Origin of the sequence: Propionivibrio sp. (genome assembly GCF_049316945.1) — a bacterium.
GTDB lineage: Bacteria > Pseudomonadota > Gammaproteobacteria > Burkholderiales > Rhodocyclaceae > Propionivibrio.
The window spans coordinates 1-13,909 of sequence record NZ_JBMOJE010000119.1; the positions used below are offsets into that span (position 1 = coordinate 1).

The 13,909-nt window shown below is 60.6% G+C and carries 14 protein-coding genes and 1 pseudogene; 7 read left to right on the forward strand and 8 right to left on the reverse strand.

Annotation, left to right across the window (positions count from 1 at the left end; translation table 11 throughout):
- Positions 1–161 precede the first annotated feature (161 nt).
- The 6 genes and pseudogenes from ACOYNV_RS20755 to ACOYNV_RS20780 form a co-directional block, all read right to left on the reverse strand.
- On the reverse strand, positions 162–1,073 hold the full coding sequence (locus tag ACOYNV_RS20755) for a PilZ domain-containing protein (RefSeq protein ID WP_422901718.1): 912 nt from the start codon (positions 1,071–1,073) through the stop codon (positions 162–164).
- 351 nt (positions 1,074–1,424) lie between these two features.
- On the reverse strand, positions 1,425–1,682 hold the full coding sequence (locus ACOYNV_RS20760; protein ID WP_422901731.1) for a sensor histidine kinase: 258 nt from the start codon (positions 1,680–1,682) through the stop codon (positions 1,425–1,427).
- A 19-nt stretch (positions 1,683–1,701) separates the two neighbouring features.
- A pseudogene (locus ACOYNV_RS20765) lies at positions 1,702–1,995 on the reverse strand (hypothetical protein); the annotation flags it as partial.
- 42 nt (positions 1,996–2,037) lie between these two features.
- Complete coding sequence (locus ACOYNV_RS20770; protein ID WP_422901719.1) at positions 2,038–2,253, reverse strand: hypothetical protein; 216 nt, start codon at positions 2,251–2,253, stop codon at positions 2,038–2,040.
- Between the two features lie 272 nt (positions 2,254–2,525).
- Positions 2,526–3,251 (reverse strand): GNAT family N-acetyltransferase, encoded by a 726-nt coding sequence (locus tag ACOYNV_RS20775; protein ID WP_422901720.1) that lies wholly within the window; start codon positions 3,249–3,251, stop codon positions 2,526–2,528.
- A 30-nt stretch (positions 3,252–3,281) separates the two neighbouring features.
- Positions 3,282–3,905, reverse strand: a complete 624-nt coding sequence (locus ACOYNV_RS20780; RefSeq protein WP_422901721.1) for a bactofilin family protein — start codon at positions 3,903–3,905, stop codon at positions 3,282–3,284.
- 446 nt (positions 3,906–4,351) lie between these two features.
- Here ACOYNV_RS20780 and ACOYNV_RS20785 point away from each other — a divergent pair, with 446 nt between their 5' ends.
- Genes ACOYNV_RS20785 through ACOYNV_RS20795 form a run of 3 tightly spaced genes read left to right on the forward strand, consistent with a single transcriptional unit; the run spans position 4,352 to position 7,770 of the window.
- Complete coding sequence (locus ACOYNV_RS20785; RefSeq protein WP_422901722.1) at positions 4,352–5,770, forward strand: sensor histidine kinase; 1,419 nt, start codon at positions 4,352–4,354, stop codon at positions 5,768–5,770.
- Positions 5,771–5,782: 12 nt separating this feature from the next.
- A complete protein-coding gene (locus ACOYNV_RS20790) occupies positions 5,783–6,367 on the forward strand; it encodes a permease (protein ID WP_422901723.1) in 585 nt (194 codons plus the stop codon).
- Positions 6,364–7,770 (forward strand): sigma 54-interacting transcriptional regulator, encoded by a 1,407-nt coding sequence (locus ACOYNV_RS20795; RefSeq protein WP_422901724.1) that lies wholly within the window; start codon positions 6,364–6,366, stop codon positions 7,768–7,770. The genes ACOYNV_RS20790 and ACOYNV_RS20795 overlap by 4 nt, the downstream gene beginning before the upstream one ends.
- Before the next feature lie 45 nt (positions 7,771–7,815).
- On the opposite strand, the gene ACOYNV_RS20800 is transcribed toward ACOYNV_RS20795, so the two are convergent.
- Together ACOYNV_RS20800 and ACOYNV_RS20805 are read right to left on the reverse strand one after the other, a co-directional pair.
- Positions 7,816–8,292 (reverse strand): bacteriohemerythrin, encoded by a 477-nt coding sequence (locus ACOYNV_RS20800; protein ID WP_422901725.1) that lies wholly within the window; start codon positions 8,290–8,292, stop codon positions 7,816–7,818.
- Positions 8,293–8,761: 469 nt separating this feature from the next.
- The gene (locus ACOYNV_RS20805; RefSeq protein ID WP_422901726.1) at positions 8,762–9,280 is read right to left on the reverse strand and encodes a YqaA family protein; all 519 of its coding nucleotides are present in this window, start codon (positions 9,278–9,280) and stop codon (positions 8,762–8,764) included.
- Between the two features lie 90 nt (positions 9,281–9,370).
- On the opposite strand from ACOYNV_RS20805, the gene ACOYNV_RS20810 reads away from it, so the two are divergent.
- From ACOYNV_RS20810 to metH, 4 genes are all read left to right on the forward strand, one after another.
- Complete coding sequence (locus ACOYNV_RS20810; RefSeq protein WP_422901727.1) at positions 9,371–9,934, forward strand: DUF4197 domain-containing protein; 564 nt, start codon at positions 9,371–9,373, stop codon at positions 9,932–9,934.
- A 9-nt stretch (positions 9,935–9,943) separates the two neighbouring features.
- Positions 9,944–10,429, forward strand: a complete 486-nt coding sequence (bamE, locus tag ACOYNV_RS20815; protein ID WP_422901728.1) for an outer membrane protein assembly factor BamE domain-containing protein — start codon at positions 9,944–9,946, stop codon at positions 10,427–10,429.
- A 309-nt stretch (positions 10,430–10,738) separates the two neighbouring features.
- Positions 10,739–11,449, forward strand: a complete 711-nt coding sequence (locus ACOYNV_RS20820) for a c-type cytochrome (protein ID WP_422901729.1) — start codon at positions 10,739–10,741, stop codon at positions 11,447–11,449.
- A gap of 128 nt (positions 11,450–11,577) precedes the next feature.
- A partial coding sequence (gene metH / locus ACOYNV_RS20825; protein ID WP_422901730.1) for a methionine synthase occupies positions 11,578–13,909 on the forward strand: 2,332 nt, incomplete at its 3' end.

The window sequence follows — 13,909 nt, forward strand, 5'->3', positions numbered from 1 at the left end:
CAAGCAGGACGGGCATCTTCAGAGGGTGCCCGCCAGGAGGCAGCATTCACGGGCTTGTCACGGCATACCATGCGTAGATCGCCTATTGACGGGCCTTCCAGGCCGGCTGCTGCGTTTTGACAGGCGACCCGCGAACGGTAATGGAATAATGGAAGGTGCGGCTAGCCGTAGTTGAGCAGTCCGGCCTTCAACTGGAGAAGGTCCAGCGGACCCAGGCTGTTGAATTTTCCATCCTTCAACAACCACTCCAGCTGAATCACGCAGATCTCGGGAGAACGGCGGATGACCGCCCCCTTGATGGTGTAGTGCCGTTCCGACTCGCCAAGATCGATGTCGAGGGTGACTTCGACCACCGGTTGCATTGCCGGCAGCGTGGCACCGCGGTCGCGCACGCGGATACGCACCGCACCTTCGGATATATCGACGATCGTGCACGGCCCGGTAAACGTTCCTTCGGGCAATGACACCATGACCGGGGCACAGGTTCTTGCACGCCCCGACCGGCGCTGATCGGTTACCGCCAGGGTATCCAGTTCCGGCGTCAGCAGGATCATGTTCGTCTGCGCGTAGGGGCCGTCCTTGAGCAGGATCTTCGCCGCCACCTCGGTATCCACCGTCGATACGCCCTTGCCTCCGGCATGGGAGATCAGGGAAATGTAATTGCCTTTGTTGAATTGCCGCCCTCGTCCAATGAGCGCGCGGCGTTGATAGTCAAGCTTCATTTCAAGATCGGAGGTATCCGGAACGAGCAACTGGAACAGCTTGAGGCTGGCAGCAGGAATCCGCTTCTCGCTTTCTCCTGAGCGGAAAACTGTCGGAACGCCTTCAGAATCGCGATCGATGGCTTCGCCGGAATAGACGAAATGGCCATTCACGCAGTAGGCGACGACAAAGGTGTCGAAAACGATTTCCTTCTTGAACTCGGGGTAATAGCGCAGTTTTTTTCCGATCGGAAAAAACTCGATCAAGGTCCTGATCCGACCCAGGTCGATCTTTCCCTGATGGGCACTTCCCGACGGCAATTCCTTCGCCTCTTTGGCGCCAAAGGATTTACCAAGGAATGACTTCAGCACTTTTCGCCTCCCTGCATACGCTTCTCCACTGTTGGTCAAGCCGGTAAAAATATCACCTTTGCACTCTAGCGGAAAAAAGCGCCTTTCGCCCAGCCAACCCCAGGGTAAATTTGTTCTAGCCATCCGTCGTCATTCCGGGCTTGACCCGGAATCCAGATTCGTCCATCTGATCAAGATGTTAAAAGAAAAGTTTGATAAACGAACTGGATTCCGGGTCAAGCCCGGAATATCGGTAAATCAATGGGTTAGCAGTAGAACAAAATTACCCTGCATCCAACCCGGTTTGTGGTTGAATTTTCATGATGAATCCTGTCCGGCCTCTTTGGCCGACGGCGCCTGCACACGAAACGGCTAGTCACGGCCAGCAGGTTGATTGATGGCTGCCGATGGATCCGGCTTGGGCAGTTCAACGCAGAACCGGCTGCCCTGTCCTTCGCCAGCCGATTCAACCCATATCTTGCCGCCATGGTGTTCGGCGATCTTGCGGCACAACGCCAGGCCGATGCCGGTGCCTTCGTAGGCGGCGCGCGACTGCAGGCGCTGGAACACCTGAAACAGCCGGCCGCTCTGCTCGGGCAGGACGCCGACGTCGTTGTCGGCAACGCTCAGGCGCCAGCGCTTCCCGGCGAAACCAGATCATGGGGATGTCCGGCCGGTCGCGCAGTGAGACAAAGACGGCCCCGGCCACCCCGTCGCCGGCGTCATCCACCCCGAGGTCGCGGCCAAGAGCGTTGGAGGCGAACAGGGTCGGACTGCTCTCGCACTCGCGCCAGCGCCGCTGCAATTCGAGAATCCGGCCTGATTCAGGCACGCTGCCGGCGGTCTGAAGCGTATTGTCGACCAGCAAGGCAAAGCCATCCGCAGCGACGACTGCGAGCAGACCGGCACTGCCTTCCTGCTCGCTCAGCGCCTTGCCGTTCAATGACAGAAGTTCGGCTGGCTGCAGGCCATCACCGTGGGCGGCCTAGAGAGCGGCCTCGACCTGCCGGCCAAAAACATTGCCAAAGTTCCGCCCCAGCAGGCTTTCGGGGGACAGGCCGAACAACGCGCTACAGGATTCGCTGGCCGCCTCGATAATCCCCGACGTCCCCTGCAGCACCAGCAGCGCACCGTGCGGCATGACCGCCCCCGGAAAGCGGATCGGCTCGGTCTCGCAGTTGGAGGTGTCGATCTTGTTCATGGCAATGACCCGAAAGTGCCCTGTTTCCTTTTCACGGAAACGGGAAGGCTGGTTTTTGGCTGTTGCAGGGTCGTTGCAGAACGGTAACTACAGATTGCTGCTCGTTGATTTTATCCCGTCTGTCAATGCTACCCCTTTCGCCGGCCGATGCGGGAAAATCGCGACTGGCGCACGACCGATCAGGGCCCGTGCGCCATCACCGGCACCGGGGTCCAGCCTCACTTCGGGTGGTGTTGATTGAACACGAATCGAATCGGGGGCGGGATGTCCCGTCAAGCGCAGTGCGGGAACGCGAGGTGGAAGCCGCAGTTGGTGCACGCGTCCCAACATGAGTCATCGCCCGGGATGACAATGCTATCAATCTCCTGGTGCAGGAGAACCGCCGGCGCGTCGACACGCTGGCACTGCCGCAGCTTGCCAAGTTGCTGAAAACCCAGGAGCCGCTGATAGTAGCGGGCATGGCGCGGATTCACCTCGATCACCGCATCACTCGCCGCGAAGATGTTTTTTCCGAACTTATAGGTTGCCTGAAAAAGGGCCGTCAACAAGCCTCTGGAGCTGAAATCCGGGTCCACCGCCAGCCGCGACACTTCACAGACGACACGGTCCGTGCCACGCAAGCTGGCGATTTCATGAGGGTAAAGCGCGTCCGCCAGCAAGCCGGCAGATGAATCCCGGCCCAGGGTCAGGGTCGCCACAACCTCATCGAAATGCCAGGCGGCAAGGGTTACCCGGTTCGCGTCATCGGCTCGGTGCCCGACCGCTTCGGTGTTGTAGCCGCGCCAGGAGTACATCTGCTGTACCAGCATATTGACCAGGCCATGGTGGTGCGCGGTTCGCGCCGGACGAATATCGTATTCACGACGGCGCGGCAGGAGACCCCAGAGCGGCCGAAGGGACGGAAGAAGCCGACACTCTGCATCAAGCGGACGTTTGGCCTGCCCGCCCGGGGAGCATGATTTTTCCGCCAGCCGGGCGACGATGATTTCGTTCTGCATGAGGCGATTCCGTTGGGTTCCAGGGAGTTCTCAGCCGGCGGCCGCGCTGAGTGTGACGTACGGCTCATTAACGGACCTCGACTGGGCGGCCACTTTCTCAACTTTCTCGGAAAGGACGTTGATATCACCGCCCAGTTCGCCGCCCTCGTCTACAACCAGGTTGCCATAGCGAATCGTGCCATTCACCCGCCCGGTCGAATGAATGATCAGTTGGGAACGGGCGGTCAGTTCGCCTTCGAACGTGCCGTGGATCTCGGCGATATCGATGCTGACTTTCCCGGCGAAAGAGCCTTTCTCGGCAATCCGGATGACCCGGCTGTCCATCGTCGCTTCGACCCGGCCTTCGACCACCAGGGTGTCGCAGTCGAGGATTTCGGCGCCCTTGAGCTTGACGTCGGGACCAACGATCAGGCGGGCTCCCATCACGTTATCGTTGGCGGACGATTCCTTGTTGCTGGCGACCGAGGCGTGTGCAGGGGCGTTCGCTGCAGTTCCCGGTTGGGCGGGCGCAGTATTCTCTGAGGGATTTTTCGTGGCAGTCGCGCTCTTGTCAGGCGTTGGCGCGGCTGACTGGGGTGTGGAACCGAGTACGGGCGTGGCATCGCGGCGGGTGACGGGGTCGTTGCGGCCAAAGACGCTGGGTTTGTTGAACATGGATTTTCCTTCTCGGTTGTGAGTGAACATGGACTAGGCAACCCCATTAGCGAGATCCGTGCCAGGCCGAAATTTCCCATAAGAAACAGTCCGGCGGATTGGCAGCCTGACTCGTCAGCCGGGCTTTTGCGAGGAAGCTGTCGGGAAATAGCGACAGACGCGCGGGCCATTATTGAAAATGCCTTAAGACACAATGACTTGCCTTGTCGCCAAACAGCGACAGGATATGTAACACCCTGAATCAAGGCTTGTTTCTGGTTCAAACACCTCTTGTTTCAAGGCCGCCTGAGCGCAATTTGTTGCGCACGGTGTCCGGCGGCTGGTCTAAACTAGGAAATCGTTTCGCCCTTGGCCAGGATCAACGGCTCTGCCGCTTTGTTTGCGCCCGCCAGGCTACGAAGCAGACCAGCCGCCACTTTTTTCGCTGCCCGGAGAGTGCGTTTGACATGATTCGAATTTCGTTCCGCCAAAGCATGCTGGCTGGATTTCTGTTGATCACCTTGCTGCTGAGCTGGGCCGCGGTACGAAGCTGGCTGGTGCTCGAGCAGTTTGTCGAACAAAGCCGGCTGGGCAGCGAACAGGCGCTGCAGCTCAGCGCCTCGATCCAGGAACTCGCTGAGCGGACGGTCTATCTCGAACGTAGTGCCCGTCAGTTCATGGTCCTCAACGACCCGGCCCTGCTCGCTCGCTTCGACGAGAATGTTGCCCACTCGCAGGTTGCGGTAACGCGCCTGGAGTCGATCTCCGGAGAGGCTCTGGGGAAACTTCCCGGCGCCTGGCGTCAGACCATCGAGAGTCTCGGCCAGGGCCTTCACCGATCAGCGCCGCGGGCCGAACTGCTGCCTTTTCTGAACCGGCTGGCCGAGGTCAACAGCGAACTGGGGCTTTACGGCCGGCGCTGGATCGACGAGCGGCAGGCGGCGATGCTGACCGGACTGGAACAGAGTCGCCTGCACCTCGCCCGGCTGGTGGCGGCCGCCGTGGCCGGAGCTTTTCTGGTGGCCTTGGCGATGAGTTGGTGGCTGGCGCGACCGATTGGCAGTCTCGAACGTTCAATCGAACGTCTTGGCGAGAGCAAGTTTGACGAACCGGTGAGCGTGCGCGGGCCGGCTGACCTCAGGCGCGTGGCGCGCCGCCTGGACTGGCTGAGACAACGCCTGGGCGAACTGGAGTCGGACCGCGAGCGGACCCTGCGCCATGTCTCGCATGAATTGAAAACCCCGCTGACGGCGTTGCGTGAAGGCATTGCGCTGCTGCAGGAAGAGGTGGTGGGGCACCTTGGCGGATCGCAACAGGAAGTGGTGGATATCCTGCAGCACAACGTGATGGCCCTGCAGCGGCATATCGAAAGCCTGCTCCGTCTCAATGCCGCCGCCTTCGAGGCGCGCCGCCTGCATTACCGGCCAGTACTTCTGCGAAAACTGCTGGCCGACGCCGTACGCGGCCGCGAATTGCAGATTCAGGCGCGCCGACTGACCGTGCTCAGCGAAGCCCCGGCGATCGCGCCGACGCTGGACGGAGAAAAATTGCTGGTGGCGCTCGACAATCTCCTCTCCAATGCCATTGATTTCAGCCCGGAGGGCGGGGTCATCCGTTTGCAGGCCGAGTCCTTGGGCAACCTCATACGCATCGCCTGCATCGACCAGGGGCCGGGCATTGCCGCCGAGGATGCGGAACGTATCTTCGAGCCCTTTGTCCAGGGCAGCCGCGCTTCCCCGACGCCGCGGCAAGGCAGTGGCGTGGGTTTGTCGATTGTCCGCGAACTGATGATGGCGATGGGCGGTCAGGTACTGCTGGTACCCGGCAGCGACTATGGTTCCGGGGCAAATTTCCGGATTGAGGTGCCCTGTGAATTGCCAGCCTGAACGGTTGCACCGATGAAAACGTATCGATTGCGCACGCTGTGGCTTGGGCTGCTGGCCACTGTCCTGCTGGCCGCCTGCGCCACCCCGCCGGTGCCCGAACCGGAGGTAGAAGCGCCGCCGGCACCTGAGGTGGTCATGGTCAATGAGACGGCGATGTTGCCGCTGCTCGGCTACCTGCAACGGGTTCATCGCATGCCGCCCAAGGAACTGGCGCGGGAACGCATCGTGCTTGCAGCTATTCCACAAACCCCGGCGACCCAGGTTCGCATGGCCATGCTGCTGGGGCAACCGCGCGGTCCGATGGATCTCGTGCGGGCGATTGGATTGCTGGAAGGTGTGTTGAAATCCGGCGACCCTGCGGCGGCCAGCCTGCATCCGCTGGCCCGGGCACTGGCCAATCAATACAGCGAGCGACTGAAACTTCACTTACAGAACGAGAAACTTGTGATCCAGAACGAAAAACTTGTGCAGCAGTTGAAGGAAAGCATGACCCGGAGCGATGAACTTCAGGAGATGCTCGATGCCCTGGCCGAGATCGAACGCTCGCTTCCGCTCCGTCCGAAAGGCGGAGAGGGCCTGCCCGGAGCCCCGCGATGAACCTTGCGCGGAAGCCTGATTCGAAGTCTGGTTCAGCCCACGTCCTGCTCATCGACGATGACCAGGATTTGCTGCGGCTCCTTTCCATGCGCCTGCAAGCCTGCGGCTTCCGTGTGTCGACGGCAACCTCCGCTGAGGAAGGGCTGGTGCGCATTGCAGTCGAGCCGCCGCAACTGGTTCTCAGCGATATCCGCCTGCCAGGCAAAGATGGACTGGCCCTGTTCGACGAAATCCGGTCTACCCGGCCGACCCTGCCGGTCATCCTGCTGACCGCCCACGGAACGATTCCCGATGCGGTGCAGGCGATGTCACGGGGCGTCTTCGGCTATCTGACCAAGCCTTTTGACAGCAAGATCCTGCTCGCGAAGATCCAGCAGGCCCTGCAACTTTCCCCGGTCAGCGCCGGACAGGAGACCGGCAATGGCGAGGTCTGGCGGCAGGGCATCGTCTTCCGCAACAGCCGCATGGCGGAATTGCTGGAGGAAGCCCGGGTGGTGGCCACCTCGGACGCCAGCGTCCTCATCCGCGGCGAAAGCGGCACCGGCAAGGAGGTTCTGGCGCGCGCCATCCACCGTGCCAGCCTGCGCGCCAAGGCGCCTTTCGTGGCCATCAACTGTGGTGCGATTCCCGAGCAACTGCTGGAGTCGGAACTCTTCGGCCACGTGCGCGGCGCGTTCACCGGCGCCGCCAGTGCGCACGTCGGCCTGTTTCAGGCGGCCGACGGCGGCACGCTGTTCCTCGACGAAATTGGCGACATGCCATTGGCACTGCAAGTCAAGCTGATGCGCGTGCTGCAGGATCGGGCGGTACGGCCGGTCGGCGCCACCCGCGCCGAGCCGGTGGACGTGCGCGTGCTGTCCGCCACCCACCGCGACCTCGAAGCCGCCATGGCCGATGGCCAGTTCCGCGAAGACCTCTACTACCGGCTGGACGTCGTCACCCTGACCTTGCCGCCCCTGGACGAGCGGCGCGAGGACATCCCGCTGCTGGCCGCCTATTTTGTGCAGCAACTGGAAAAGAAGTATGGCAAGGGAATCACCGGCATTGCCCCGGAAGCGCTCGAAGCGCTGGCCAGCGCGGCCTGGCCGGGCAATGTCCGCCAGCTCTTCAACGTGGTGGAACAATCCTGCGCCCTGGCCACCACGCCGCTGATCAACCTGACCCTCGTCCAGCGCGCCCTGCGCGGCCCGGCCATGGAGGCCCTGTCCTATGCCGAGGCGAAGCTGCGCTTCGAACGCAACTATCTGGTGCAACTCCTCAAACTGACCGATGGCAGCGTGGCCGACGCCGCCCGCATCGCCGACCGCAACCGCACCGAATTCTACCGACTCCTGCAGAAACACGAACTGTCGCCGGACATGTTCCGCAGCCTTCCCGGCAACACCGGCGTTGCCGAGCAGTGAACGGGTCACGACAAGCCAGCATCAATACCTTTTCCGGCCAGCGAATTACCAGAACTTCCACCACTTCTTCTTCGTCGGCGCGATCTGCTTGCCCGAGGCCGCGTATTGAAGCAGGCCGGCTTGCTGGAAGTGGACACTGAACAGCATGTCGCTCTCGCTGATGTGCTGAAGCAACCATTTGTTGAGATACTTCAGCAGTTCGAAGTCGATGGTCTTGTTTTTGTTGTCGAGTTGCTGCTGCAGCGCCTGCCCCTCAGCCATCAGATCCCGATGCTGCAGCTTGTGGATATCCAGGCCCGGGTAATGCGACAGGCGCATCAGGCTCTCTTCAAGCAGGAAATGGGTACGCGTGCTTTGTGTCAGGCGGTTGAGTATCTCGCGCAAGCCCGCCTTGCCCTGATTCTCAAGGATGGCCACATGAAGCTCGCGAATCAGGCAGAGCAGTTCTTTGTGCTGCTCGTCGACTTCCTCGATGTTGATGCTGTAGTCGTCGGACCACTTGAACAGATCGGTCGAACTCATGAGAAAGCTTCCGCATAGAAAGTTTGTCGATAATACAAGAGCAGAGCTGCTTTTCAGCCACCGCCCCAACATACCCGTAAACAGGCAATCTTGCGGAGGTGTGACGCGGATGCCGCATGGACATTGGCTCTCCGGGCATTGACACCCTGGAAGGCCGTGTTTATTGGCTTGCAGCCATGCTCTTTTTCGGGTGCGCCACGACTGTCGATTACAGCCGCGTCCAGCCCCGGATTTGTAATATACAGGATTAAAACCAGTATCTTATCGATCTTTTTGACCGCCCGGGTGGCGAATACCAACCCAAGTCCGGCCCTGGCTGAACGAGTGACTGGCGGAACACCTTTGCCAGCGAGCGACTCACCAGAACTTCCACCACTTTCAAAGCCTGCGCCGTGGACCAGGCCTGCTGCCGCACATGCCTTCAAGATGGCCGTGCCTATTGGCTTGCAGCCATGCGGCTGTCAGCAGATTAGCGATAGTCGAAAAAACGTGCAGGATAGCGCGTTGTTGCCCAGGCCAGAAAGACGTATTTGACCGTTTTTCCGATACCGACGGCGATGAGAACGCCGGGCACCGATGGATTGACCAGCGAGTAGAAGAATAGGGCGGGCGTCTGTGGTATGGGCGACCCGGCAATGATCATCAGGGCGAACAGGCCGTAGCTTTTCAGCCAGTCGCTGGCGAACTGCCAGCGTTCCGACTCGACCAATTCCGGAAAACGGGATAGAACCAACTCGCTGCCGAAGTAATTGAAAACTTCAACCAGTACGGCGGCGCCAATGCCGCTGGAAATTCCGCACAGCAGGCCGAGCACCAGCCAGCGCCGGGGCGCGATAAGGACGGCGGGTATCAGCACCATCACGAAGGGGAAGGCGAAGGTCGTTGTCGAGACAAAGGCGATCGAGGCCACCACCAGCGGGTAGTAGCGGTGTCGGGCACTGAGATAAAGTAAACGCCGCAGCCAGGCGGGGATGTGCGGCTTTTTCACGGCGTGCGCAAGCGCTTGCTTGATGCCATTACGATCAGATAATCTTGCGCCTCATGCTGATCGACGGCATTTTCACTGAAGGAGAGACTCATGCGTCCCGGCTCAAATCTATTCAAGGCATTCAACATCCTGTGGATTGTAAGCGCATTGGCGTTCGCCGCGCAGGCAACGGCGGTTGGTGTCGATGGCCTGTCGAGCAAGGACACGGCTTCTGGCCTGAAGGAGGCGCTTACCCGGGGCGCCGATGTGGCGGTCGGGCAGCTTGGCAAGCCCAACGGCTTCATGGGCGATGCGCGGGTGAAGATACCCCTGCCTGAATCGCTGCGCTCTGCCGAGAAAATGATGCGCACGCTCGGCATGAAGAAGCAGGCCGACGAGTTGATCGAGACGATGAATCGCGCGGCGGAAATGGCCGTTGTCGAAGCCAGGCCGATCCTCACCAACGCCGTCAAGAACATGAGCTTCGACGATGCGCGCGGAATCCTGACCGGCGGCGACGATGCGGCGACGCAGTATTTCAAGCGCACGACTTCGGAGGCCAACGGCGCCAGGTTCCTGCCCATCGTCAAGCAGTCCACGGCCAAGGTTGACCTGGCCGGGAAGTACAACAAGTACGCAGGGCAGGCTTCCAGGCTCGGCCTGCTCGGCAAGTAGGCCGGCGGAATGCTGAAGAAACTCTTTGCCGGACTGCTTTCGGGCCTGATCGCAGCCTTCCTGCCGGCCTGTGACGGCATCAATCTGGACAAGCTGAAACCGGGAATTTCGACGGCGCAGAACGTGCGCGAGATCATGGGGCCGCCGACGATGGAGTGGACGGACGCCGACGGCACCCTGACCTGGGAGTACCCGCGCACACCGGAGGGTATCGTCAACTACATGATCGTGTTCGGCCCGGACAAGGTGCTGCTTGAAGTGCGGCAGGTACTGAGCGAAGAAAACTTCGCCAGGGTCAGGGAAGGCATGAGCAAGGAACAGGTGCGTCGCCTGCTCGGCAAGCCGGCCAGGGAACATTACTTCCCGCTCAAGAAGGAACACGTCTGGGACTGGAAAATCAAGGTTGAACCGAGTATGGATGTGTATTTCAACGTGCACTTCGACGAAGGTGGTCGCGTGGTGCGGACCAGCAGCAATTTTGTTCCCAAGGGGTAACCAGGGCGGCTGGATGCAACTCAAGCATTGTCTTGCCTCAGGAGACAATTCCACTGTCAGGCATCGTCTGAGAGCCTGTGAAAATATCGAAAACCTACCGCAGAGACGCAGAGACGCAGAGAAACGCGGAGAATTCGATTCGTTTTAAAAGGTTATCTCTGCGAAACCTCTGCGTCTCTGCGGTGGGGGCTAGGTATTTTTTCACAACCTCTGAGTCAAATGGCTGGTTAGCGCACTGATTTTTTCCGAAGGCGTGCTTGAGACGTCTATAATCTACTGCTTTAGCCCTAACGCTTCAGCGGGAAATCTATGCGCGCTACTGACCGCCAGTTCATCACCCCTTGGTTCGGCAAATGCCTTCTGTTGCTCGCCCTGTGCGGCGCGGGTCAGGGGCAGGCAACAGATCTGGCGGCCCAGATTGACTTGGCCAAGGCCATGAATGCCACGCCCGCAACTCGCAGCAGCGCTCTCGCCGAAGGCAAAGCCAATTCCTCTTTTTGCGCCAATTGCCACGGGGTAACCGGCATCAGCAAATACCCTGAAGTGCCCAATCTGGCCGGCCAGAACCCCAACTACCTGCTCACCCAGATGATGAAATTCGAAACCGGCGCGCGCAAGGACGACTTCATGCAGCGTCTGATCAAGGTGCTTGGCGATCGCGAACGGGCAACTGTCGCGCTCTATTACTCCGATGCGCCGGTGATCCCGTCGGTTGCTATCCCAGGCCCGATGGCCAGCAAGGGAGCGGCCCATTTCAACAAGCTCTGCGCGCGCTGCCACGGCGAACAGGCGCGAGGAATGGATGTTGTGCCGCTGCTGCCCGGTGAACAGGCGCGTGGTGCTGAGATCGTGCCGGTACCGCGGATAGCCGGCCAGCAGGCCAAATACCTGCGCATTTCCTTCGACCGTTACCGCTCGGGCAGCGGCGAACGCGTCTATGCGCTGATGACCGGAGCCACCAGCCAGATTCCGGCTGCCGATGTGGATGCCGTCATCGACTACATTGCCAGCCTGAAATAAGGCGCTGAAATAAGTCGACTTTCCTATTCGCCAAAGCGAAGCCGAACCTGAAAACCCGTCGCGCTTTGCGCCGACGGGTTTTCTTTTATGTAACAAGACACATATCGCAGAACAACAAGGTAGATACCATGCAACCCGACCGCACCGCTGAACTGAACGCCCTGCTCGAACAACGCATCCTGATCCTCGACGGGGCGATGGGAACGATGATCCAGCGCCACCGGCTGCAAGAAGCGGATTATCGTGGCACGCGCTTTGCCGATCACGCGCATGACCTGAAGGGCAACAACGATCTGCTGCTGCTGACGCGACCCGAGGTGATTCGCGGCATCCACGCTGAATACCTGGCAGCCGGCGCCGACATTCTGGAGACCAACACCTTCAACGCCACGGCCGTATCGCAGGCCGATTACAAGCTCGAAAGCCTCGTCTATGAACTGAACTTTGCCGGTGCAAAACTGGCGCGCGAGGCGTGCGACGAATTCACTTCCAAAGACCCGGCCAAGCCGCGCTTCGTCGCCGGCGTGCTCGGGCCGACGTCGCGCACGGCGTCGATCTCGCCGGACGTGAACGATCCCGGTTATCGCAACACCAGCTTTGACCAGCTCGTCGACACCTACAGCGAAGCCATCCGTGGCCTGACCGATGGCGGCGCCGACATCCTGCTGGTCGAGACGATTTTCGACACGCTCAATGCCAAGGCCGCGTTGTTCTCGATCGAACAGTTTTTCGAGAAAGTCGGCCGACGCTGGCCGGTGATGATCTCCGGCACGATCACCGACGCCTCCGGGCGCACGCTTTCCGGGCAGACCGCCGAAGCCTTCTGGAACTCGCTCAGTCACATTCGTCCGCTGTCGTTCGGCCTCAACTGCGCGCTTGGCGCCGCCGAACTGCGCCAGTACGTCGAGGAACTGTCACGCATCTGCGACTGCTTCGTCTCGGCACACCCGAACGCCGGCCTGCCTAACCCGCTGTCGCCGAGCGGTTACGATGAAACGCCCGAGCAACTGGCGGTCGAAATCGTCGACTGGGCCAGGCACGGTTTCGTGAACATCGTCGGCGGCTGCTGCGGCACTTCGCCGGCGCACATTGCGGCGATTGCCCAGGGCGTTTCCGCTGTTGCTCCACGCGCGATTCCGGTCATCGAAATGAAGCTGCGCCTGTCCGGGCTGGAGCCGTTCAATGTCGGCAAGGATTCGCTGTTTGTGAACGTCGGCGAGCGCACCAACGTTACCGGTTCGAAAGCCTTTTCGCGCATGGTCCTCGAAGGCCGCTTTGACGATGCGCTGGCCGTTGCCCGCCAGCAGGTCGAAAACGGCGCGCAGGTCATCGACATCAATATGGACGAGGCGATGCTCGACTCGAAAGCGGCGATGGATCGCTTCCTCAAGCTGATCGCCACCGAGCCGGACATTTCGCGCGTGCCGATCATGATCGATTCGTCCAAATGGGAGATCATCGAGACCGGTCTCAAATGCATCCAGGGCAAGGGCATCGTCAACTCGATCTCGATGAAGGAGGGCGAGGCGGCGTTCCTGCATCACGCCAAACTCGCACGCCGTTACGGCGCGGCGGTGATCGTCATGGCCTTCGACGAAGCCGGGCAGGCCGACACTTACCAGCGCAAGACCGAAATCTGCAAGCGCGCCTACGATCTGCTGCTCGGCATTGGCTTCCCGCCGGAAGACATCATCTTCGACCCGAACATCTTCGCCATCGCCACCGGCATTGAGGAACACAACAACTACGCCGTCGACTTCATCGAAGCCTGCCGCTGGATTCGCGCCAATCTGCCGTTCGCGCAGATTTCCGGCGGCGTCTCCAACGTCTCCTTCAGCTTTCGCGGCAACGACCCGGTGCGCGAGGCGATCCACACCGTTTTCCTCTACCACGCGGTCAAGGCCGGCCTCTCGATGGGTATCGTCAACGCCGGCATGGTCGGCATCTACGATGATCTCGATCCGGTGCTGCGCGAAAAGGTCGAGGACGTGGTGCTCAACCGCAACCCGGAAGCCGGCGAAGCGCTCGTTGAGTTTGCGCAGACAGTAAAGGAAGGCAAAGCCAAAGACACCGGCCCCGATCTTTCGTGGCGCGAACTCGATGTTGACGCCCGCCTCTCGCACGCGCTGGTCAAGGGTATTACCGACTTCGTGGTGGCCGATACCGAAGAATGCCGCGCCGCGCTGGAAGCGGCTGGAAAACCGCCGCTGTCGGTCATCGAAGGCCCGTTGATGAACGGCATGAACGTCGTCGGCGACCTCTTCGGCGAGGGCAAGATGTTCCTGCCGCAGGTGGTCAAATCGGCGCGCGTCATGAAGCAGGCTGTGGCTCACCTGATCCCTTACATCGAGGCCGAAAAGCTGCGCACCGGCGCGACCAGCAAGGGCAAGATCGTCATGGCCACGGTCAAGGGCGACGTGCACGACATCGGCAAGAACATCGTCGGCGTGGTGCTTGGCT

What these genes read in the sequence shown, in the direction of transcription:
- ACOYNV_RS20770 (WP_422901719.1), bottom strand. Translation starts at nt 2,253, where the DNA reads ATGAACAAGATCGACACCTCCAACTGCGAGACCGAGCCGATCCGCTTT.
- ACOYNV_RS20775 (WP_422901720.1), bottom strand. Translation starts at nt 3,251, where the DNA reads ATGCAGAACGAAATCATCGTCGCCCGGCTGGCGGAAAAATCATGCTCC.
- ACOYNV_RS20780 (WP_422901721.1), bottom strand. Translation starts at nt 3,905, where the DNA reads ATGTTCAACAAACCCAGCGTCTTTGGCCGCAACGACCCCGTCACCCGC.
- ACOYNV_RS20785 (WP_422901722.1), top strand. Translation starts at nt 4,352, where the DNA reads ATGATTCGAATTTCGTTCCGCCAAAGCATGCTGGCTGGATTTCTGTTG.
- ACOYNV_RS20790 (WP_422901723.1), top strand. Translation starts at nt 5,783, where the DNA reads ATGAAAACGTATCGATTGCGCACGCTGTGGCTTGGGCTGCTGGCCACT.
- ACOYNV_RS20795 (WP_422901724.1), top strand. Translation starts at nt 6,364, where the DNA reads ATGAACCTTGCGCGGAAGCCTGATTCGAAGTCTGGTTCAGCCCACGTC.
- ACOYNV_RS20800 (WP_422901725.1), bottom strand. Translation starts at nt 8,292, where the DNA reads ATGAGTTCGACCGATCTGTTCAAGTGGTCCGACGACTACAGCATCAAC.
- ACOYNV_RS20810 (WP_422901727.1), top strand. Translation starts at nt 9,371, where the DNA reads ATGCGTCCCGGCTCAAATCTATTCAAGGCATTCAACATCCTGTGGATT.
- bamE (WP_422901728.1), top strand. Translation starts at nt 9,944, where the DNA reads ATGCTGAAGAAACTCTTTGCCGGACTGCTTTCGGGCCTGATCGCAGCC.
- ACOYNV_RS20820 (WP_422901729.1), top strand. Translation starts at nt 10,739, where the DNA reads ATGCGCGCTACTGACCGCCAGTTCATCACCCCTTGGTTCGGCAAATGC.